Below are 19524 nucleotides of genomic sequence, written 5' to 3'. Positions count from 1 at the left end.
CGGTACGGGCCGGTGCCGGGAGGAGGCGCGGCGCGGTCCCGGACCGGCGGGAGGCGACCCGGGCGCGGGCCGGCGCTGAGGGCGGGCGCGCGGAACGCGGGGACGGTGCTCCTGGCGATCGCCCTGGTCTGCGGGATGACCGCCTGCTCGGTCATCCCCACCGGTGGCAAGTCCGTCGTCGCGGTGGACAACGAGCGCAAGGGCAGCCCGCTGGGCGACCCGTACGCGCGGGTCATCGCCATGCCGCCGAAGGCCGGCTGGTCGCCCGAGGAGGTCGTCACCGGCTTCCGCGCGGCCATGGCGAGCCCCGACGACCCCGGCTTCCAGGTGGCCCGCAAATACCTCACCGGCGACTTCGCCGCCAAGTGGAACCCGCGCAGCGGCGTCACGGTCTACCGGCAGGGCGACTACGAGGAGTTCGCTCCCCCCACGGACGAGGACAAGCAGGCTCAGGTCACGCTTAAGGGCACCAAAACCGCCATCATTGACCAGGATGGTCGATACCGTCCGAGCGGTGGCCCGCTGAACCAGTCCTTCACGCTCGCCAGGGGAGCGGACGGCGAGTGGCGCATCAGCATGGCCCCCGACGGCCTCCTGCTGTCCGAGGCCGACGTCGCCCGCGGCTACCTGCCCGTGGACCTGTACTTCCTCGACTCCCAGTGGAAGGGACTGGTGGTCGACCAGGTACGGGTGCCGATCGACCCGGGCTCCAACTTCGCCAAGACGACGGTCGAGCGGCTGCTGCGGGGACCGAGCAGCTCCCTCAAGGACGCGGTGCGCACCGCGTTCACCGACACCGAGCTCATCGACGTCACCATCGAGAACAACAGGGTCGTCGTCGACCTCACCAGGCGGGTGGACTCCGACCTGATCGACCCGATGTCGGCCCAGCTCGCCGCGACCCTCGCCGCGCTCACCAAGGGCGGCTGGGGCTTCGAGGTCACGGTGAACGGCGAGCCGTACCATCCCGACGCGCCTCTCCAGATCGACGCCCAGGAGCAGTCGAACTTCGACCCCTGGACGACCCCCGACGCCGTCCACCCGTTCTATCTCGCCGACGGCGCGCTGCGGCTGCTCGACAAGGAGAACGTCGGACGGATCGTGCCGGGCAGGGCCGGCCAGAAGGGGGTCGGGCTCACCCGCCCCGCGATCAGCGGCCAGCCCCTGCAGCAGGTGGCGGCGCTCTCCGAGGGGGGCAGGAGCGTCTCCGTCGCGCCGCTCGCCGCGGGCGGCGAGTGGCGGGTGTGGGCCACGGGGGTCTCCCTCGCCCCGCCGGCCTGGGACCGCTACCACACGCTCTGGACGGTCGACCGGCCCAACGACCACACCTCGATCATCACCAGGCACGACGGCGACAACAAGCACCGGTACCGGGTGTCCGCCCCCGACCTGGAGACGTTCCACATCGAGTCGCTCAAGGTCGCGCGGGACGGCGTGCACGTCGCGGTGGTCGTCAGGGACGGGCTGGGCGAGCAGGTCCAGGTCGGCACCGTCATCGGGGATCGGGAGAGCACCCGCATCACCAACCTCCAGACCGTGGTCGACACCGACGGCAACCGGACGATCAAGGACATCGCCTGGAAGGACGGCAAGACCCTGTACGCGCTCACCGGCAAGTCGGAGCTGCTCGAGGCCTCGGTCACCGCCGAGCCCAAGTCCCTGCCCTTCGACTCGCGGATCGAGAGCATCACCGCCCTGGACGGCACGCTGCTCGCCGGGGCCAGGGACGAGCAGGGCGACCGGCAGGTCCTGTTCTGGAACTCCACCAAGTGGGAGCCGCTGATCAAGAACGAGACCGGGACCACGGACTTCACCGAGAACGGCCCCTCCTCCCCGGCCTTCCCCCTGGGCTGAGCCCCGGCGGGTTGGGCTGAGCCCCGGTGGGCTCGTCGGTGCGCGGCCTTCGCCCTGGGTCGAGGCGTTTTCCGGGAGGACCACCCCGGCGCCGGGCGGGGCCGGCCGCCGCCGCCCCACGGGCGCCGAACCCCCCTCCGGTACTCTGGGCTGGGCTTTTTGTCGGTGCCATCTGAAACCTTGGATCCGTGACGACCGCCATGCTCGACCTGATCCTGCCGCCCCGCTGCGCCGGATGCGACGCGCCGGGCGCCCTCGTCTGTCCCCGATGCGCGGCGGAGCTTCACGGAGCGCCCGCCCTCCGGATGCCCGATCCCGTCCCGCCCGGCCTGCCCGAGTGCTGGTCGGCGGCCGAATACACCCCCGCCGTGCGGCGGGCGATCATCGCCTACAAGGAGCGCGGTCGCACGGCCCTCGCCCCTCCCCTGGCCGGGGCCCTCGCCCTCGCGGTCGCCACGGCGGCCGGCGAGCGGCCGGTGCTGCTGGTGCCGGTGCCCAGCGCCCGGCCGGCCCTGAGGCGCCGCGGGCACGATCCGGTGGCCAGGCTCGCGGGGCTGGCGGCCGGTTACCTCCGCCAGGCCGGCTGGCCCGCGAGCGTGGCGAGGGTTCTCGCCCAGCGCCGCCGCGTCGCCGACCAGGCGGGGCTGAGCTCCCTCCAGCGGGCCGCGAATCTGTCCACCGCCTTCACGGTCACGGTCGGCCGCAACGCGCCCGTGCCGCGCTCCTGGGGCGGTACGGAGGCGATTGTGCTGGTCGACGACATCGTCACCACCGGTGCGACGCTCGCGGAGGCCGCCAGGGCGATGCGCGAGGCGGGGGTGACCCCGTCCCTCGCCGCCACGGTCGCCGCGACACGCCGAAGATCCAAAACCGGTGACCGTGACGGAGGGTGAGACGGCGCCCCGTTTCCGGCCTCACCTGGAAGCCACATCTCACTGTCCTGCGGTGCCTTCCGGCTGTTCAACGAACGCGAGAAGCCTTCGCCTGTGATGTCGCTCACCCACGGGCACGGGAGACCTGGGGGCCGGCCACCCGGCTGTGAATTACGCAAAGTGATCCTTTGGCCGATCGTCAGGCTGACATTCGGCCAGGATGCGGATAGCGTCTGAGCCATGGCACCCGCTCGGGTCCGTGGTTGCGCCGGACCGACCTCCGCGAGGAGGCCGGCCCGGCTAGCCGATGCCAGCCGCAGGCCAAACGGTCCACGTAAGACGACTTTTCGTCGATCGATCACGGTGCGGCTTAGAGGTAAGTCCTGCCTTCCCAAGGAGCCAGATGTTCCTTGCCAGAAGAGAAGGGCATGTAGTGGCAAAGAGCTGCGAAACCCTCAGCAGGCGGATGTGGGGACGAAGACCAGGTCGGCCGAGCGGGTGTCGCAATACCACCGTCGAGATTCGAAGGGGGGCTGTGCATGGAGATCATCGTCAAGGGTCGGCACACCGGAGTGAGTGACCGATTCCGTGACCACGTGAACACCAAGCTGGCCAGGATCGAGCGTTTGGACCACAAGCTCATTCGCGTTGACGTGGAGGTGTCCAAGGAACGTAATCCCCGTATCGTCGACCAGCGAGAGCGAGTCGAGCTCACGATCCACTCACGTGGTCCCGCGGTCCGGGCGGAGGCTTCGGCCGACGACCGTTTCGCCGCCCTTGACATCGCACTCGGCAAACTCGAAGGACGGCTGCGGCGTCTCGCCGATCGCAGGAAGATCCATCACGGAAACCACTGCCCTCCGTCGGTCGCGGAGCTGACGGCCACCGCGCTCGCCGAATCGTTCGAGAGCGCCCCGGCCAACCTGCTCACCGAACAGTCGCCGGCCGAGTCCCAGGCCGAGACCGATGTTCCGGAGGACGAGACCATCATCCCGATCCAGATGGATGGAGACGGGCCGCTGATGGTCAGGGAGAAGTTCCACGAGGCCGATCCGATCACGATCGATCAGGCACTTCTTGAGATGGAACTGGTGGGACACGATTTCTATCTCTTCCGTGACAAGGAGAGCGGGCAGCCAAGCGTCGTATACCTCCGACAGGGGTACAACTACGGCGTGCTGCGGCTCGTTGAGCCCTGACGAACGCATTCGAAGATCCTCTCCGACCAACCGAGGACCATGAAACCCGTGTAATCATGGCGGTCCACCGGCTCTGGCCCCCCGAGGAGGAGGCGTGACGGAACCCGACGACGCGACCGGCCCGACCGGACGCGGCGAACCGATCCGCGTGCTGATCGTTGACGATCACGCGCTGATCCGCCGCAGTCTGGAGATGGCGCTGGCAGCGGAGACGGACATCGAGGTTGTCGGCGAGGCGAGCGACGGACAGGAAGCGGTCGAGCTCGCCGACCGCCTCACTCCGGATGTCATGCTCATGGACGTCCGGATGCCACGGAGGAGCGGTATCGAGGCCACTCGTGAGATCAAGGCCTCGGTGCCGAGCACGCGGATCATCATGTTGACGGTGAGTGACGAGGAGGAGGATCTCTTCGAGGCGATCAAGGCGGGTGCCACCGGCTACCTGCTGAAGAACGTCCAGCTCGACGAGGTCCCGGAAGCCGTCCGCGGCGTCCACGAAGGACAGTCGCTGATCAACCCGGCGATGGCCGCCAAACTGATCAGCGAGTTCGCCAGCATGAGCCGCAAGGAGGCCGAGCGGCCCCCGCAGCTCCCCGTTCCACGCCTGACCGAACGGGAGATGGAGGTGCTCCGCCTCGTCGCGAAGGGGATGAACAACCGCGAGATCGCCAAGCAGCTGTTCATCTCGGAGAACACCGTGAAGAACCACGTCAGAAACATCCTGGACAAGCTTCAGCTTCACTCCAGGATGGAGGCGGTGGTCTACGCGGTCCGCGAGCGGATGCTCGAGATCACCTGACACGCGGCCGGTGCGGTGACCGCCCGGCGGTCACCGCACTCCGGCTCGGGACAGGTGCCCCGAGCCGATGTCGCGGCCCGGCCCTCCGACCCGGCGTTCCGGCTCCGGGGGCGGCTCCGCCGGACAGGTCGTCCCGGGTCGGGAAACGACCCGGTCAGGCGGGACTCCTCCCGCTCAGGGAGCGTTCCGGCGCAGGGCGTCCTGGAGAGGGCCGGCCAGGAGGGGATCGACGCGCTCGACCCGGACGGCCTCGCAGCCGACCCAGCTCGCGGCCTCCCAGAGGGCGTCGGCCAGCGAGACGGCCCCCCTGCCCGGCGCGACACCGGGTTCGAGGCTCACCTGGCGGGCCACCAGCGTCGCCCCCTCGCGGGCCGGGTCGATCCGCCCGACCAGCCTGCCCCCGGCCAGCACCGGCATCGTGAAGTAACCGTGGACGCGCTTCTCCTTGGGCACGTACGCCTCGAGGCGGTGGTTGAAGCCGAACACGCGGGCGGTGCGGGCACGGTCCCAGACAAGGGAGTCGAAAGGGGAGAGCGGGGTCGTGCGGTGGCGGCCCCTGGGCTCGGTCTCCAGCGCGGCCGGGTCGGCCCAGGCGTCGGCGGCCCGCTCGGGCCACCCGGCGACGCGGACGGGCACCAGCCCGGTGGAACCGTCGAGCAGGCACGCGTCGAGCAGCCGCGCCTCGGGTGCCTTCAGGCGCAGGAAGTCGACGAGGTCGGCGCGGGTGGCCACGCCGAGCGCGACCCCGGCGATCCCGGCGAGGCGGGTGACGCACTCGGCGTCGGAGAGCTCCTCGGCCAGCAGGTCCGCGGGGACCGCGCGTTCGGCCAGGTCGTAGACGCGTCGCCAGCCCACCCTGCGCGTGCAGACGACCTCGCCGGTGTCGAGCAGCCACTCGATGGCGATCTTGGAGTCGGACCAGTCCCACCACGGGCCGCCCTTCTTGGCGCCGCCGATGTCGGCGGTGGTCACCGGGCCGCTCTCGCGGACCAGGTTCAGCACCTTGCCGACACTGTCGGGCACCTCGTGCCAGCGGAACTTCCTGGCGCGGAAATATCTCCGCCTGAAGGCGTACAGCGCCCAGTCGCCGATCGGCAGGATGCACGCGGCGTGACACCAGTATTCGAAGGCCCGCGCTGGCTCGTCCCAGTAGGCCCGCTCGACCTCCTGCCTGCCGACGGCGCCGAGGCGGGCGTACGCGACCAGCTCGTGGGAGCGGGCCAGCACGGAGATCGTGTCCAGCTGGACGGCCCCGAGGCGGCGCAGGGTCGCGGGAGCGCCGCCTCGCCGGGCCTCCGCGCCCAGGAACCCCTGGGCGCGGAGGATGACACGGCGGGCCTCGTCGGAGGAAAGGGATAATTGCATGACCGCCCCAGGGGGAGACAACACGTCGTGGGCCGAGGCTAGCGTCTGACACCGACGAAAAGGCTACGCCGGTGTCAGGGCGTCCGTGATCAGGGCGAATCAGGGCAAGTCACGTCGAGCGAGGTGTCCCCGCCGAGCGGCCGGTCGGTTCAGGAAAGGCGGCGCCTCCGCCGAGCGGCCGGTCAGTCCAGGACGCCCTGGCCGCTTGCGCCGCTCATCGAGCGAGGGGCCTCGACGACGATGTCCTGGAAGACGCGGAAGACCAGCATGAGGATGCCGCCCATGACGCAGACCGCCGTGCCCATCCAGAGGAGGGGCCAGTTCGGGCCCAGGCAGAGGGCGACCCCCGCGATGGTGAAGCCCAGCAGGATGACGGTCACCGCCAGCCAGGACGACGCCCGGCCGCCGTGGCCCCCGGAGCCCTGGTGGACCGCGGGACCGCCGTCACCCCCCTGGCCCTCGTGGGTTCCGCCAGTCGCCTGACGCGCGTCCTCCGCCATCACGGCTCCTCCCTCCAGGCACGGCGACGCGCCCGCGCGGATTCATCGCGGACGTGACAAAGAGCGGCATACCCTCTGAAGCTGGTCGTACTCTCTCAAAGAAGCGGGCAAGGAACTCCCTGGGCCACAAGAGCGTCTTTCAGGGTGGCTGTGTCTGGTGGCGGAACCGCCTACGATGGCAGCGGAGAACCATGTCTCGTCCTCAGCCGGGCCGGTCCGGCCGCGGAAGACCTGCGAGGAGCTTTACCTAAAGTGCCAGCCTTTCTCGATAGAATTCTTCGCGCCGGCGAAGGCAAGCTTCTGCGCAAGCTCAAGCGGATCGCCGACCAGGTCAACTCCATTGAAGACGACTTCACGAGCTTGACCGACGCCGAGCTTCGCGCGCTCACCGACGACTACAAGCAGCGCTACGCCGAGGGCGAGTCCCTCGACGACCTGCTTCCCGAGGCCTTCGCCACCGTCCGCGAGGCGTCCCGGCGCGTGCTGGGCAAGCGTCACTTCGACGTGCAGATCATGGGCGGGGCCAACCTGCACATGGGCAACATCTCGGAGATGCGCACCGGTGAGGGCAAGACCCTCACCTGCACGCTGCCCACCTACCTCAACGCCCTCTCGGGCAAGGGCGTCCACGTCATCACGGTCAACGACTACCTGGCCAAGCGTGACGGCGACGAGATGGGCCGGATCCACCGGTTCCTCGGTCTCGAGGTCGGCGTGATCCTGGCCAACATGCCCGCCGACGAGCGCCGCAAGCAGTACAACGCCGACATCACGTACGGCACGAACAACGAGTTCGGCTTCGACTACCTGCGTGACAACATGGCGTGGTCGCTCGAGGAGTGCGTCCAGCGCGGCCACCACTTCGCCGTGGTCGACGAGGTCGACTCGATCCTCATCGACGAGGCCAGGACGCCGCTGATCATCTCCGGTCCCGGCGAGCAGTCCGGCAAGTGGTACGCCGAGTTCTCCAAGATCGTTCCCCGGCTCCGCAGGGGCACCGAGGGCAAGGACGGCGAGGAGAACACCGGCGACTACGCCGTCGACGAGAAGAAGCGCACGGTCGGCATCTTCGAGTCCGGCGTGGAGAAGGTCGAGGACTGGCTCGGCATCGAGAACCTCTACAAGCCCGAGCACACCCACCTGGTCGGCTTCCTCAACAACGCGCTGAAGGCCAAGGAGCTCTACAAGAAGGACAAGGACTACATCGTCGTCGACGGCGAGGTCCTGATCGTCGACGAGTTCACCGGTCGCGTCCTGCACGGCCGCCGCTACAACGAGGGCATGCACCAGGCCATCGAGGCGAAGGAAGGCGTCAAGATCAAGGACGAGAACCAGACTCTCGCCACGATCACGCTGCAGAACTACTTCCGCCTCTACGAGACGCTCTCCGGCATGACCGGCACCGCGGCGACCGAGGCCAACGAGTTCCACCAGACCTACAAGCTCGGCGTCGTCCCGATCCCGACGAACCGGCCGATGATCCGCAAGGACCAGGCCGACGTGGTCTACAAGACCGAGGACGCCAAGTTCATGGCGACCGTCGAGGACATCAAGGAGCGCTACGAGCGCGGTCAGCCGGTCCTGGTCGGCACCACGAGCGTCGCCAAGTCCGAGCGCCTCGCCAAGGAGCTCAAGCGCAAGGGCGTCAAGCACGAGGTCCTCAACGCCAAGAACCACGCCCGTGAGGCGGCGATCATCGCCGAGGCGGGCCGCAAGCACGCCGTCACCGTGGCCACCAACATGGCCGGTCGAGGCACCGACATCATGCTCGGCGGCAACCCCGACTTCCGCGCCGACCTGGAGCTGCGCAGCCGCGGCCTCGACCCGGTCGAGACCCCGGAGGAGTACGACAAGGCCTGGGGCGAGGCGCTGGAGAAGGCCAAGGCCGCCGTGCAGGCCGAGCACGACGAGGTCACCGAGCTCGGCGGCCTGTACGTGCTGGGCACCGAGCGGCACGAGTCGCGGCGCATCGACAACCAGCTCCGCGGCCGTTCCGGCCGTCAGGGCGACCCGGGCGAGTCGCGCTTCTACCTCTCGCTCGAGGACGACCTCATGCGCCTGTTCAACTCGGCCAGGGTCGAGATGATCATGACGCGCCTCAACATCCCCGACGACGTCCCGATCGAGTCGGGCATCGTCTCCAAGGCCATCGCCTCCGCCCAGCACCAGGTCGAGCAGCAGAACTTCGAGATCCGCAAGAACGTTCTGAAGTACGACGAGGTCATGAACCGGCAGCGCAAGGTGATCTACGCCGAGCGCCACCGGGTGCTGGAGGGCGCGGACCTGCACGAGCAGATCCGCGGCTTCGTCAACGACGTGATCGACGAGTACATCGCGGGCGCCACCGCCGAGGGCTTCGCCGAGGAGTGGGACCTCGACAAGCTGTGGAAGGCGCTCGGCCAGCTGTACCCCATCAGCATCACCGCCGAGCAGCTCATCGAGGAGGCCGGGGGTCGCGAGGAGCTGACCGCACAGTTCCTCGACGAGCGGATCAAGGCCGACGCGATGGCCGCCTACGACCGTCGCGAGGAGGAGATCAACGCCCAGGCCATGGACCCGGAGGGCATGCGGGTGCTGGAGCGCCGCGTCATCCTGTCGGTCCTCGACCGCAAGTGGCGCGAGCACCTCTACGAGATGGACTATCTCCAGGAGGGCATCGGCCTGCGCGCGATGGCCCAGCGCGACCCGCTGATCGAGTACCAGCGCGAGGGCTTCGAGATGTTCTCCCAGATGCTCGAGGGCATCAAGGAGGAGTCGGTCGGCTACCTGTTCAACCTCGAGGTCGAGGTGCAGAGCAACCCGATCGTCGAGGAGCACGACCACTCCGAGGACGCCGCGATCGCGGAGACCCGCTCGATCATCGCTCGCGGCCTGCGCGGCCCGCAGCGTCCCACCGAGCTGGAGTACACGGCTCCGGGCGAGAGCGGCGAGGTGGAGCACACCCGGATCAGCACCAAGGCCGAGCGTGACGCGTACGGCAACGTCGAGCGCAACGCCCCGTGCCCCTGCGGTTCCGGCAAGAAGTACAAGCGCTGCCACGGCGACCCCAAGCACGTCGAGGTCTGACCGTCCCCGGAGGGCCCGCACCACGCACGGTGCGGGCCCTCCGGCGTGTCCGGGCACCTCAGGCGAGCGCGGGCCGGTGGCCGGGCGGCGCGTCGCGAGCCGTTCCCCGCACGGGACGCGGGTCAGGGGTCGTCTCGAACTCGGTGCACAGCCACCGCACGCCCCTGCGTTCCAGCCTCAGCGCCAGGACGCGCGAGCGGTCGCCGCAGTCGACCACGGCGCACATCTCCACCACCCCGTCCTCCGGCTGGGAGACGTGGGCCCGGCCCACCCGGGGCGGCCGCGCGCTGGTGATGATCTTCCCGCTCCGCGCCAGCTCGGCCTGGGCCCTGCCGGTCATGTGGCAGGAGACGCTCGCCGGAGGGCGCCTGCCGGACAGGATCTCGGCGACCGCCTGCGCGAGGGCCCGCAGCCGGCGCTCGTCGGGAACCGCGCCGGGCGAGCCCCAGACCAGCGGTTTCCCGGGCGGGAGGCGCGGCGTTCCCGGATCGAGGGCGAGGGCGAGGGTGCCCTGCACGTACGGCGGCATGGCCGGGGTGTCACCGGCGGGGCGGTCGTCGTCGTAGGGCGGCTCGGCGGCGGGGGAGGGCGCGATCCTGGGGAACGAGGCCGGGCGTCGTGGGGGCGACATGGGAACTCCGATGTGCTCGGCTGGGGCGAAGAAACTGACATATCAGGGAGTTTCCGGTCCGCCGCGCAGATACGCCGTCCGCCAACTTCCGGGGAATCCCGGTCGCTTCGCCCTGTTGGGCGGAGAAGGTGACCTCGGGTTGGAGTGGTCGGTCCTCGCGAGGGGCGGGTTGCGGCCAGCGGCGTGATCTCCGGTGGACGGCCGAAACCGCCCGGCGCGCCTCTCCGGCGGGGATCGGCTCAGGTTCAGGCTCAGGAGGAGCCGTCGCGCCTCCTCGGGCGGAGGTCGCGTCAGGTGGAGGTCGGGTCAGGGGAGGGCGGCTCGGGGGGAGGGCGGTGCGCCTCCCGGGTGGCGGGAGGGCCGGTGTCCGCCCTGCCCCGCGCCGGGGCCGAGGGCTCGCCGGAGTCGACGTCGGGCTCGGGCTCGCGGCCGGGGGTCATGATGTTCATCTTCCTGATCAGGAAGCTGAACACGGTGTAGTAGATCACCGCGTAGACCAGCCCCATCACGATGATGATCGGTACTCCCCGGGCGTTGGGCGCGGTCCCGTACAGGCCGAGGTCGATCAGCCCGGAGGAGAAGCTGAAGGCGAGTTTGACGCCCAGGGCGGAGGCGAGGGCCATGGAGATGCCGGTCAGCACGATGTGGATGACGAACAGGACCGGCGCCACGAAGATGAAGGTGAACTCGATCGGCTCGGTGATCCCGGTGAGGAACGCGGTGAGCGCCGCGGAGATCATGATCGAGCCGACCGCGGTGCGGCGGTGCGGTGGCGCGGCCCGCCAGATGGCGATCGCGGCGGCGGGCAGGCCGAACATGAGGACCGGGTAGAAGCCGGCCTCGAAGCCGCCGTAGCCGACGGCGCCGTTGTTGAAGCAGATCAGGTCCCCGGCGAGCTTCTTGCCGTCGACCACGCACTCGGGGACCTGGGTCCAGATCACGTTGTTGACGATGTGGTGCATGCCGAGCGGGAGCAGGGCGCGGTTGATCATGCCGTAGACCCCGGCGCCGAGCTCGCTGTTGGAGGCGAGCCAGGTCCCCGAGGCGCGGACCCAGCCGCCCAGCACCGGCCAGACGAGGCCGAGGAGCACGCCGATCACCAGCCCGGCGAAGGCGGTGAGGATCGGCACCAGGCGGCGCCCCCCGAAGAAGGCCAGCCAGGTCGGCAGCTTGGTGCGGTGGTAGCGCTGCCAGAGCAGCGCGGAGACCAGGCCCATCACGATGCCGCCGAGCACCCGGGTCGGGTTCTGCGCGCCGAGGTTCAGGACCGCCTCGGGAACGCCGGGGTTGGCCCTGTCGAACACCTCCGTGGTGATGGACTCCCTCAGGTCGGCGTCGAAGAGGATGAAGAACATGTTCATGCTGACGGCGTGGAAGACCAGGTAGCCGACGAGCGCGGCCAGGGCGGTGGAGCCGTCGGCCTTGCGGGCGAACCCGATGGCGACGCCGATCGCGAACAGGATGGGCAGGTTGTCGAACAGGGCGCCGCCCGCGGTGCCGACGACGCGGGCCACGTCGTCGAGCAGGGCGCTGTCGGTCCGGCCGAGGAGGTCGTCCTGCCCGAGCCTGAGCAGCAGGCCCGCGGCCGGCAGGACCGCGATCGGCAGCATCAGGGAACGTCCCAGGCGCTGGAGCACGCTCATCACGGCGGCCCCCGGGTGGGCGGCGGGCGGGCCCGCGTCCGCCGGGAGAGAGCTCATCGGGCTTTCCTCCAAGGGCTGGAAGGGAGGAGGGCGGCGAAGGGGCGGTCGCGCGGGACAGGACGGGGTGTGACGGCGGCGGTGCGGGGCCGGAAGGCTGCGGGAGCGGGTGGGCCGGGGGTGCGGTCGGAGCGGGCGTGGCGGGTGGGACGTGCTCTGGATGTGGTCGGGACGGGCGTGGCGGGTGGGACGTGCTCTGGATGTGGTCGGGACGGGCGTGGCGGGTGGGCCGTGGTCGGGCGGGCATCGGGATCAGGCGCGGCGGGCAGGTATCTCCAGGATCGTACGGAGCTGGTAGCGGTCGGCGCGATAGGTGGACACCCCGAGTTCGGCGCAGACGCCTCCCGCGAAGGAGCGACGCTGGAGCAGCAGCACGGCCCCGCCGCGCGGTAACTTCAGCAGGTCGGCGTCCCCGGGATCGGCGATGCCGCCGTCGATGGTGAGCTCACCGGCGTCGAGCACCAGGCCGTAGCGGGTCTCCAGGAGGGCGTAGAGGGAGCGGCCCGTCAGGTCGTGGGTGTCGAGGTCGGGCGCGAGGGAGACGGGGATGTGGGCCCGCTCGATGCACATGGGCTCGTCGGCCGCGGTCCGCAACCGCTCGATGAAGTGAACCTCGTCACCCGGCTGGATGCCGAGCTCCCTGGCCAGGTGCGCGCTGGCCCTGACCACCCGCCGGTCCAGGTCGCGGGAGCCGGGCTCCATGCCCCTGGCGCGCATCTCGTCGCTGAAGGAGGTGAGCCGCAGGGACATCTCGATCTTGGGGCGGGCCACGAAGGTGCCCTTGCCCGCCACCCGCTGCAGCCTGCCCTCGGAGACCAGGTGGTCCACGGCCTGCCGTACGGTCATGCGGGACAGCCCGAAGCGCTGGCAGAGCTCGCGTTCGGACGGGATCGCCGTGCCGATCGCCAGCTCGTTGTTCTCGATCAGATCGAGCAGGATCTCCCGGAGCTGGAAGTATTTGGGCACCGGGCTGTCCGGATCGATCTGGGCCACAGGATCCTCCCCCCTCGATCTGAGATGTCGCATGAGTTATGGTTCGTACTGGTCTAGTCCGGACTAGACCACAGGCCGGAAAAGGGTGTCAACGTACGGACCGGAGACGGATCGATAACGGCCCGGTCTCGTCCGTCCGAAGCGAAGGATGAGCGCGAGATGACGACCAAGATGCGCAGCGAGATCGCCGAGCAGCCCGCCGCGCTGCGAGCCACGCTCGACGCCCTCCTTCCCCGGATCGGGGAGGTGGAGCGGCTCGCGGGGCAGACCCGCCAGCTGCTGTTCATCGCCCGCGGCACCTCCGACAACGCCGCAGTCTACGGTCGCTACCTGGCCGAGACCCACACGGGCAGGCTCTCCACTCTCGCCGCTCCCTCGATCGCCACGACCTACCGGCGCAGGCTGGACCTCGACGGCGTGCTGGCCGTCGCCCTCTCCCAGTCGGGCAGGACCGAGGAGATCGTCGAGACCCTCGCCTGGGCGAAGGACTGCGGCGCCAGGACCGTGGCCATCACCAACGGCGGCGAGCAGAGCCCCCTGGCCCAGGCCGCCGACCTCGCCCTGTGCACGGTCGCGGGCGAGGAGAAGGCCGTCCCGGCCACCAAGACCTACACCACCCAGCTCGCCGCGCTCGCCGTGCTCGCCCTCGGTCTCGGCGCGGACGTCGACGCCGCCGACCTGCGGCGGGTGCCGGACGCGGTCGAGAAGCTGGTCGGCGACCCGGGTGACCTGGAGGCGATCGTCGAGGGCCTGGCCGACAAGCCGGGCGTCGTGGTCTCCGGCCGGGGGCTCGCCTTCTCCACCGCGCTGGAGCTGGCGCTCAAGCTCAAGGAGGCGTGCTACCTGCACGCCATGGGCCTGTCGTACGCCGACCTGCTGCACGGCCCGATCGCCGTGGTGGACGAGGACACCCCGGCCATCCTGGTCGCGGCGGGCGAGGGCCCGACCCTGGCCGGCACCGTGGCGCTCGCCGAGCGGGTGACCGGTGCGGGCGCCTCGGCCTACACGGTCGGCGGCGGTACCGCGCTCTCCTCGGTCTCCACCGCCGCGCTGCACGGCCCCGACCTTCCCGAGTGGGTCGCCCCGCTGGGCCTCATCGTCCCCGGTCAGCTGCTCACCGAGGCGCTCGCGCGCAGGCTGGGGATCGACCCCGACGCCCCCCGCGGTCTCAACAAGGTGACCCAGACCGACTGATCGCGGTATGTCCTTTAGCCTGGATAGCCCTGGGAACAGGGTGATCACATCTGGAGGGCGACATGGCGGCCGACGCCGACGCGATCATCGCTGGACTCGGTGGTGCGGACAACATCATCGAGATCGAACCGTGCATCACCCGGCTCCGCACCGAGGTGCGCGACGCCTCCAAGGTCGACCAGGCGGCCCTGCGGGCGGCCGGCGCGCACGGTGTGATGGCGGCGGGCAACGTCGTCCAGGTGGTGGTGGGTCCCGAGGCCGACACGATCGCCAGCGACATCGAGGACATCATGGGCTGAGCAGAGCCGTCATCGGCCGTCATCGGCCGTCATCGGCTGGCATCGGCCGGCACCGGCTGAGCAGGGCCGGCGGGAGCCGGCAGGGGCTGACAAGGACGCTCTCGCGGGCGGGGCGTGCCCGGACGCACGCGTGGGCGGCCGGGGCGCGGACGGGCCGTCCTCGCGGGCGGCGGCATGCCGAGGGGGGTGCGGTGACCACAGTTCTGGCACCGGTCGCGGGGGTGGCCGTGAGGCTCGGCTCGGTGCCCGACCCGGTCTTCTCCGAGGGGCTGGTCGGGCCCGGCATGGCGATCGAGCCGGACAGGGCGCCCGGCCGGGTGCTCTCCCCCATCGCGGGCACCATCGTCAAGCTGCACCCGCACGCGTTCGTGGTCGTCGGCGACGACGGCCGGGGGGTCCTCGTCCACCTGGGCATCGACACGGTCGAGCTCAGGGGGGAGGGCTTCGAGCCGCTCGCCGCCGAGGGCGACCGGGTGAGCGCCGGGCAGCCGGTGGTGGCGTGGGACCCGGCCGGGATCGAGGCGGGCGGGCGCTACCCGATCTGCCCGGTCGTGGCGCTGGACGCCGCCGCGAACTCCGTCACCGGCCTCGCCGCGGGGCCCGTCGGCGCCGGTGACGAGCTTTTCGAGTGGAGCGATCCCGCCTGAGGGCTCGCGGGACGGGGAAAGGGCGAGGAACGTGGAACACGGACACGGGCGCGGACACGGACGCGGGCGACGTCCGTGCGGACGAAAACGGAGCCGGGAGTGGTGACGGGAATGGGGACGACGGCGAGACCGCCGATGAGGGCGGCGCTCTTCGATCTCGACGGGACGCTGATCAACAGCGAACGACGGAGCATGGCCATGTGGTCGATGCTGCTCGACAGCCACGGAGTGGTCCACGACGAGGTCGTGCTGCGCGGGTTCATGGGGCGGCGCGGGCGCGACGTCCTGACGGAGAGCGCACACCTCTTCCCCGGCAAGCGGATCGACGACCTGATCGAGGAGGTCTTCTCCTTCCAGGACCATCCCGGCCTGCCGGACATCGTGCCGGTGCCCGGCGCCGCCGAACTGGTCCGCAGGGTCTCGGCGCACGGTTCGCCGATCGCGGTCGTCACCTCCGCCGGCCGTGACTGGGCGGAGGAGCGGCTGACGCAGGTCGGCATCCGCGACCTGCTGGAGACGATCGTGTCCGCCCACGACGTGGCCGTGGGCAAGCCCGACCCCGAGGGGTTCCTCCTCGCCGCCGCACGCCTGTCGGTCGATCCGGCACACTGTGTGGCGTTCGAGGACTCGATCGCCGGGATCGCGGCGGCCAAGGCGGCCGGTATGGCGTGCGTGGGCATAGCGACCACGCACCCGGGCACTGAGCTGGCCGAGGCCGATCTCGTGGTCACGGACCTGACGGGGGTCGACTGGCCCCTGTCGAGCATCAATGATCTCGCGGTCTAGACCGCGGGCGAATTTCTTGGAGGAACACGTGGCCGAGCGCCAAGTCACCGTCAAGGCGGAGGTCGGCCTGCACGCCCGGCCCGCCGCGACGTTCGTCCAGACGGCGGCGAAGTCGTCTTTGGACATCACCGTCGCCAAGGGGTCCGGCGAGCCGGTGAACGCCAAGAGCATCCTGGCGGTCCTCGCGCTCGACGTCAGGGAGGGCGACACGGTGACGATCAGAGCGGAGGGCGAGGGGGCCGACGAGCTTCTCGACCGGCTGGCCGGCATCGCGTCGGCGCCGTGAGCACCCTCACCGGGGTGGGGGTGAGCCCCGGGGTCGGTGTCGGTCCCGCCTACGTGCTCGCGTACGAGGCGACCGTCCCGGACCCGGGCTCCCGGCACGGCGGGGGCGCCGGGGACGCGGCCGCGGAGCTGGCCGTGGCCGGGCGGGCGCTGGAACGGGTCGCCGCCGACCTGGAGGCGCGGGGGGCCCGCGCCGGTGGCCAGGCCAGGGAGATCCTGGAGGCGCAGGCCATGATGGCCCGCGACCCCGGCCTGGCGGACGGGGTGGCCACGCTGGTCGAGGCGGGCACCGCCGCGGCCCGCGCGGTCTACGAGGCGTTCGGCCACTACCGCGACCTGCTCGCCGCCGCCGGGGGATACCTCGGCGAGCGCGTCGCCGACCTGGACGACGTCAGGGACCGCGCCGTCGCGGTGATCGAGGGCCGGGCCGTGCCCGGCGTGCCCGGCGTTCCCACGGACACCGGGCAGCCGTACGTCCTCGTCGCCCGCGACCTGGCGCCCGCCGACACGGCGCTGCTGTCCCCGGACGTGGTGGCGGCCTTCGTCACCGAGCAGGGCGGCCCGACCAGCCACACCGCGATCCTCGCCCGCGCCATGGGGGTGCCGGCCGTGGTGGCCTGCCCGGGGGCGACCTCGATCGCGCCGGGGACACCGGTGCTGGTCGACGGGGCCTCCGGTCTCGTGCGGCCCGCGCCCTCCGGCGACGAGGTCCTCGGGGCGCGCGACGCCGCCGCCGCGCGGGAGGCCGTGCTGGCCTCCGCCACGGGGCCGGGGACGACCGCCGACGGGTACGCCGTGCCGCTGCTCGCCAACATCGGCGGGCCTCGCGACGTGGCCGCCGCGCTGGAGCACGGGGCCGAGGGGATCGGGCTCTACCGGACCGAGTTCCTCTTCCTCGACCGGGCGGAGGCGCCCTCCGCGGCGGAACAGGAGGCCGCCTACCTGGAGGTGCTGGACGCCTTCCCCGGCGGCAGGGTGATCGTGCGGACCCTCGACGCGGGAGCCGACAAGCCCCTCGCCTTCCTGCCGCCGGGAGCGTACGAGCCCAATCCCGCGCTGGGGGAGCGGGGGGTGCGGCTGTTCAGGACGCATCCGGAGATCATGGGCACCCAGCTCGCCGCCCTGGCCGCGGCGGCCGCGCGCTCGTCGGCGAGGCTCCAGGTGATGGCGCCGATGGTGGCCACCGCCGAGGAGGCCGCCTGGTTCGCCGACGCCTGCGACGCGGCCGGGCTGCCGTCGTCGGGAGTGATGGTCGAGATACCGTCGGCGGCCCTGCGCGCCTCCGACCTGGCCGTACGGGCGGGCTTCCTCTCCATCGGCACCAACGACCTGGCCCAGTACGCCCTCGCCGCCGACCGGCAGCTGGGCGCGCTGACCGGGCTCCAGGACGCCTGGCAACCCGCCCTGCTCGACCTGGTCGCCCTGGCCGCGGCGGGCGCCGCCGAGCGCGGCAGGCAGTGCGGGGCCTGCGGTGAGGCCGCGGCCGACCCGGCCCTGGCCTGCGTGCTCGTCGGGCTCGGGGTCACCTCGCTGTCGATGTCCGCCCCGGCGCTGCCCGCCGTACGGGCCGCGCTGTCGCGCCACACGCGGCAGCAGTGCCATCTCGCCGCCGCGGCCGCGCGGGCCGCCGCCTCCCCGGAGGAGGCGCGTGCCGAGGCGCGCTCGCACCTGCCCGGCCTGGCCGGTCTGGCCCTGTGACGTGGGCGGACTTCCTTCATGGGTGACGTACGGACCGGAAGGCACCGGTTGGTGGGAGGCGTGTGGCCGATGGTGACCGGGTGGATGGGCGGGCACCGGGGCGCGGGCCCGGATAGCGTGAGCGGCATGGCTGGGTGGAGACGTGTGACGGGTATCGCGGTGATCGCGACGATGGTGGCCGGATGCGCGGAGGCGGGCAGGACCGCTCCGCCCGCGTCCGGCGCGACGCGGGCGGGCGAGGCCTCCGCGAGCGCCGACGCGGCGGCGCCCGGCGCCACCACGGCCGTCACCCCGGGGTCCTCGGGATTCTCGGGATCCTCAGAGGCGGCCGTTCCCCCCGCGGCCTCCGCGACGGCGGAGGTGGCGGGGGTGGAGGGCGTGCTCGCCTCGATGAGCGTGGAGGAGAAGGTCGGCCAGCTGTTCATGCCCGTGCTGTACGGCCCGTCGGCCGACACGGCGTCGGGGGAGAACCAGGCGCGGTTCGGCGTGGACACCCCGGCGAAGATGATCGCCCGTTACCGCCCCGGCGGGGTGATCCTCTTTCCCTGGGCGGGCAACGTCAAGAGCGTCCGGCAGGTCGTGGCGCTCACCAACGGCCTGCAGAAGGCGTCCCCCGAGATCCCGCTGCTGATCGGCACCGACCAGGAGAACGGCAAGGTCTCCCGCCTCGCCCCGCTGGTCACCCCCCTCCCCGGGGCGTCGGTCATCGGCTCGACCCGCGACCTCTCGCTGGCCCGCCGGGCCGCCGAGGTGACGGGCACCGAACTGCGGGCCCTGGGCGTCAACCTCGACTTCGCGCCCGTCGCCGACGTCAACCTCAACCCGCGCAACCCGGTGATCGGCCCGCGCGCGTACGGCTCGGACCCGAAGAAGGTCGCGCCGATGGTCGCCGCCGCCGTCCAGGGCTTCCACGACGCGGGGATCGGGGCCACGGCCAAGCACTTTCCCGGCCACGGCGACACCGGCGTCGACAGCCACACCGGCCTGCCGGTGATCGGGCACTCCCGCTCCCAATGGAACAGACTGGACGCCCCGCCGTTCGCCGCCGCCATCGGCAAGGACGTCGACGCGATCATGAGCGCGCACGTCGTGATGCCGAAGCTCGACCCCTCGGGTGACCCGGCCACCCTCTCCAAGCCGATCCTGACCGGGCTGCTCCGGGAGAAACTCGGCTTCGACGGGGTCGTCTCGACCGACGCGCTGGACATGGCGGGGGTACGCAAGAAGTACGGGGACGGGGAGGTCGCGGTACGGGCGATCCAGGCCGGGGTCGACCTGCTGCTCATGCCGCCGGACTACCGCGAGGCCCACCGGGCGCTGCTGGCCGCCGTGGCGTCCGGGAAGATCTCCAAGGCGCGACTCGACCAGTCCGTCCGGCGACTGCTGACGCTGAAGGCCGCCCGCGGCCTGCTGGACGGGGCGCCGGTCGCCGACCCGGCCGAAGCCGAGCGGGTGCTGCGCTCGGCCGAGCACCTCAAGGTCGCCCGGCTCATCACCTCACGGGCCCGCTGAAGTCACCTCACGGGCCCGCTGAAGTCACCTCACGGGCCCGCTGAAGTCACCTCAACCTCACGGGTCTGCCGAAGTCACCTCACGGGCCCGTTGGAGGAGGATCCAGGGGCCCCTGCCGCGAGGC

Annotated in this window: 17 protein-coding genes; 12 read left to right on the top strand and 5 right to left on the bottom strand. The window is 71.3% G+C overall.

The window, feature by feature from the left end; all coding sequences use genetic code 11:
- The first annotated feature begins 105 nt into the window (after nt 1-105).
- From ACTOQ1_RS14720 to ACTOQ1_RS14705, 4 genes are all read left to right on the top strand, one after another.
- Complete coding sequence (locus tag ACTOQ1_RS14720) at nt 106-1854, top strand: LpqB family beta-propeller domain-containing protein (protein WP_440067438.1); 1749 nt, start codon at nt 106-108, stop codon at nt 1852-1854.
- Between the two features lie 188 nt (nt 1855-2042).
- A complete protein-coding gene (locus tag ACTOQ1_RS14715) occupies nt 2043-2747 on the top strand; it encodes a ComF family protein (protein WP_440067436.1) in 705 nt (234 codons plus the stop codon).
- A 518-nt stretch (nt 2748-3265) separates the two neighbouring features.
- Nucleotides 3266-3925, top strand: a complete 660-nt coding sequence (gene hpf, locus ACTOQ1_RS14710) for a ribosome hibernation-promoting factor, HPF/YfiA family (RefSeq protein WP_440067434.1) — start codon at nt 3266-3268, stop codon at nt 3923-3925.
- 94 nt (nt 3926-4019) lie between these two features.
- Nucleotides 4020-4724 carry a response regulator gene (locus ACTOQ1_RS14705; RefSeq protein WP_440067432.1) on the top strand — a complete coding sequence of 235 codons (705 nt, stop codon included), beginning with the start codon at nt 4020-4022 and terminating at the stop codon, nt 4722-4724.
- Nucleotides 4725-4898: 174 nt separating this feature from the next.
- On the opposite strand, the gene ACTOQ1_RS14700 is transcribed toward ACTOQ1_RS14705, so the two are convergent.
- A complete protein-coding gene (locus tag ACTOQ1_RS14700) occupies nt 4899-6089 on the bottom strand; it encodes a winged helix-turn-helix domain-containing protein (RefSeq protein ID WP_440067430.1) in 1191 nt (396 codons plus the stop codon).
- Nucleotides 6090-6271: 182 nt separating this feature from the next.
- A complete protein-coding gene (locus tag ACTOQ1_RS14695) occupies nt 6272-6589 on the bottom strand; it encodes an HGxxPAAW family protein (RefSeq protein ID WP_440067428.1) in 318 nt (105 codons plus the stop codon).
- Nucleotides 6590-6841: 252 nt separating this feature from the next.
- Between ACTOQ1_RS14695 and secA the strand changes: the two genes are divergently transcribed.
- Nucleotides 6842-9655 (top strand): preprotein translocase subunit SecA, encoded by a 2814-nt coding sequence (gene secA / locus ACTOQ1_RS14690; RefSeq protein WP_440067426.1) that lies wholly within the window; start codon nt 6842-6844, stop codon nt 9653-9655.
- 58 nt (nt 9656-9713) lie between these two features.
- Here secA and ACTOQ1_RS14685 read toward each other — a convergent pair whose 3' ends face one another.
- From ACTOQ1_RS14685 to ACTOQ1_RS14675, 3 genes are all read right to left on the bottom strand, one after another.
- Nucleotides 9714-10286, bottom strand: a complete 573-nt coding sequence (locus ACTOQ1_RS14685; RefSeq protein WP_440067425.1) for an Rv3235 family protein — start codon at nt 10284-10286, stop codon at nt 9714-9716.
- A 290-nt stretch (nt 10287-10576) separates the two neighbouring features.
- Complete coding sequence (locus tag ACTOQ1_RS14680; RefSeq protein ID WP_440067423.1) at nt 10577-11986, bottom strand: PTS transporter subunit EIIC; 1410 nt, start codon at nt 11984-11986, stop codon at nt 10577-10579.
- Nucleotides 11987-12238: 252 nt separating this feature from the next.
- Entirely contained in the window at nt 12239-12979 is a 741-nt protein-coding gene (locus ACTOQ1_RS14675) for a GntR family transcriptional regulator (protein ID WP_362837563.1), read from the bottom strand.
- Between the two features lie 159 nt (nt 12980-13138).
- On the opposite strand from ACTOQ1_RS14675, the gene ACTOQ1_RS14670 reads away from it, so the two are divergent.
- The 7 genes from ACTOQ1_RS14670 to ACTOQ1_RS14640 all read left to right on the top strand — a co-directional run bounded on the left by ACTOQ1_RS14670 (nt 13139) and on the right by ACTOQ1_RS14640 (nt 19400).
- Nucleotides 13139-14173 carry an SIS domain-containing protein gene (locus tag ACTOQ1_RS14670; RefSeq protein WP_440067420.1) on the top strand — a complete coding sequence of 345 codons (1035 nt, stop codon included), beginning with the start codon at nt 13139-13141 and terminating at the stop codon, nt 14171-14173.
- 62 nt (nt 14174-14235) lie between these two features.
- The gene (locus tag ACTOQ1_RS14665; RefSeq protein ID WP_329090552.1) at nt 14236-14472 is read left to right on the top strand and encodes a PTS glucose/sucrose transporter subunit IIB; all 237 of its coding nucleotides are present in this window, start codon (nt 14236-14238) and stop codon (nt 14470-14472) included.
- Between the two features lie 191 nt (nt 14473-14663).
- Entirely contained in the window at nt 14664-15119 is a 456-nt protein-coding gene (locus ACTOQ1_RS14660) for a PTS sugar transporter subunit IIA (protein WP_440067419.1), read from the top strand.
- A 75-nt stretch (nt 15120-15194) separates the two neighbouring features.
- Complete coding sequence (locus tag ACTOQ1_RS14655; RefSeq protein ID WP_440067417.1) at nt 15195-15905, top strand: HAD family hydrolase; 711 nt, start codon at nt 15195-15197, stop codon at nt 15903-15905.
- A 28-nt stretch (nt 15906-15933) separates the two neighbouring features.
- Complete coding sequence (locus tag ACTOQ1_RS14650) at nt 15934-16191, top strand: HPr family phosphocarrier protein (protein WP_440067415.1); 258 nt, start codon at nt 15934-15936, stop codon at nt 16189-16191.
- Nucleotides 16188-17888, top strand: coding sequence for a phosphoenolpyruvate--protein phosphotransferase (gene ptsP / locus ACTOQ1_RS14645; protein ID WP_440067413.1), 1701 nt, complete (start codon nt 16188-16190; stop codon nt 17886-17888). The genes ACTOQ1_RS14650 and ptsP overlap by 4 nt, the downstream gene beginning before the upstream one ends.
- Before the next feature lie 144 nt (nt 17889-18032).
- A complete protein-coding gene (locus tag ACTOQ1_RS14640) occupies nt 18033-19400 on the top strand; it encodes a glycoside hydrolase family 3 protein (protein ID WP_440067412.1) in 1368 nt (455 codons plus the stop codon).
- Nucleotides 19401-19524 lie beyond the last annotated feature (124 nt).

This window comes from Streptosporangium sp. OZ121, assembly GCF_051918885.1.
Classification (GTDB): Bacteria; Actinomycetota; Actinomycetes; order Streptosporangiales; family Streptosporangiaceae; genus Streptosporangium.
This window is presented reverse-complemented; position numbering and strand designations above follow the sequence as displayed.

Bases quoted from the DNA above. Each gene is read 5' to 3' on its own strand.
- ACTOQ1_RS14695 (WP_440067428.1), bottom strand. From the start codon at position 6,589: ATGGCGGAGGACGCGCGTCAGGCGACTGGCGGAACCCACGAGGGCCAG.
- ACTOQ1_RS14670 (WP_440067420.1), top strand. From the start codon at position 13,139: ATGACGACCAAGATGCGCAGCGAGATCGCCGAGCAGCCCGCCGCGCTG.
- hpf (WP_440067434.1), top strand. From the start codon at position 3,266: ATGGAGATCATCGTCAAGGGTCGGCACACCGGAGTGAGTGACCGATTC.
- ACTOQ1_RS14700 (WP_440067430.1), bottom strand. From the start codon at position 6,089: ATGCAATTATCCCTTTCCTCCGACGAGGCCCGCCGTGTCATCCTCCGC.
- ACTOQ1_RS14665 (WP_329090552.1), top strand. From the start codon at position 14,236: ATGGCGGCCGACGCCGACGCGATCATCGCTGGACTCGGTGGTGCGGAC.
- ACTOQ1_RS14680 (WP_440067423.1), bottom strand. From the start codon at position 11,986: ATGAGCTCTCTCCCGGCGGACGCGGGCCCGCCCGCCGCCCACCCGGGG.
- ACTOQ1_RS14685 (WP_440067425.1), bottom strand. From the start codon at position 10,286: ATGTCGCCCCCACGACGCCCGGCCTCGTTCCCCAGGATCGCGCCCTCC.